Below are 1,166 nucleotides of genomic sequence, written 5' to 3' on the forward strand. Positions count from 1 at the left end.
TTGACGTAGGCATCGATGTGTTCCTGAAGCTGCTTGAGGCTCGTGAAGGAGGTGCCGCTGAGCGACTGCCCCTGCAAGATGGAAAACCATACTTCGACCTGATTGAGCCATGACGCACTTGTCGGCGTGAAATGAAATTGCACGTTGGGGTGGGCCTTGAGCCAGTCCTCGTTCTTTTTATGGGTGTTGAGGTTGTCGAGGATGACGTGAAGCTTGCGGTTCGGAAAAGCCGCGGTGACGCTGTTCATGAAATCGAGAAACTCGACGCGGCGCCGGCGTTTTGAATGGGTCGCGATGATCTTTCCGGTGGCGACTTCGAGCGCCGCAAACAATGTTGTGGTGCCATGCCGCTTGTAATCGTGGCTTTGGCCGGTCAAGGCGCGGCCATTGGGCAACTTCAGATAACCCTGCGCTCGCTCCAAAGCCTGGATCGAGGGCTTCTCGTCCACGCACAGCACAATGGCCTTCGCCGGCGGCGCGACATAGAGGCCGACAACATCGGCGGCTTTGGCCGTAAAGTTCGGGTCGTTGCTCTCGCACCAGGACTTGCGAGCCACCAGGTCAATCTTGTGGCTGCGCAGGAACCGCCAGACATATTGGACATCGACATCGCCCAGCGCCTCGGCCAGCAGGGGGCCGGTCCAGCGCGCAAACCCTTGCGGTGGCGGCTTATCCAGCAGCTTCAGAATCCGCTTGTCGGTCGTCTTCGTATAGATCGGCTGCTTGCCAGGCCGCGGCTTGTCTTGCAGCCCTTCAAGGCCATGGTCGGCATAGCGATGCCGCCAAAGGCTGACAATCCGCGGCTGGACCCCAACTTCCTTGGCGATCGACCGGGTGCTGCGCCCATCCGCCGCCAACAGAACTATCCGCGCCCGCTTCAAATCGCGCTGCAACGTCACCGGTGAGCGACAGCACGCCTCAAGCACCTTGCGATCTTTCCTCGAAAGGTGGACTTCTCTTGCTTCGGGTATCATCCCGACCTTGAATCACGACTCACGTTCCAAGAAAAGTGGGTACTAGTGCGCTGTGGCGCGAGGAGGTCACCGCGCTGCATGAAGCGGAGTTTTCCGATGTCGAGCTGACCCATCTCTATGTCGACAACGCCGCGATGCAGATCGTGCGGGCACCCTCGCAATTCGACGTCATGGTGACCTGCAATATATTCG

The 1,166-nt window shown here is 59.0% G+C and carries 2 protein-coding genes; one reads left to right on the forward strand and one right to left on the reverse strand.

Translation table 11 applies throughout. From position 1 onward, the window contains the following. Positions 1-974: IS630-like element ISRj1 family transposase (locus JQ632_RS39155; RefSeq protein ID WP_212408050.1), on the reverse strand; the 974-nt coding region annotated here is incomplete at its 3' end. A gap of 35 nt (positions 975-1,009) precedes the next feature. On the opposite strand from JQ632_RS39155, the gene JQ632_RS39160 reads away from it, so the two are divergent. Then, positions 1,010-1,166, forward strand: a 157-nt coding sequence (locus JQ632_RS39160) for an isocitrate/isopropylmalate family dehydrogenase (RefSeq protein WP_409363548.1), incomplete at its 3' end; no start/stop codon positions are given.

Origin of the sequence: Bradyrhizobium liaoningense, from assembly GCF_018130955.1 — a bacterium.
In the GTDB taxonomy this organism is placed as follows: Bacteria; Pseudomonadota; Alphaproteobacteria; order Rhizobiales; family Xanthobacteraceae; genus Bradyrhizobium; species Bradyrhizobium liaoningense_C.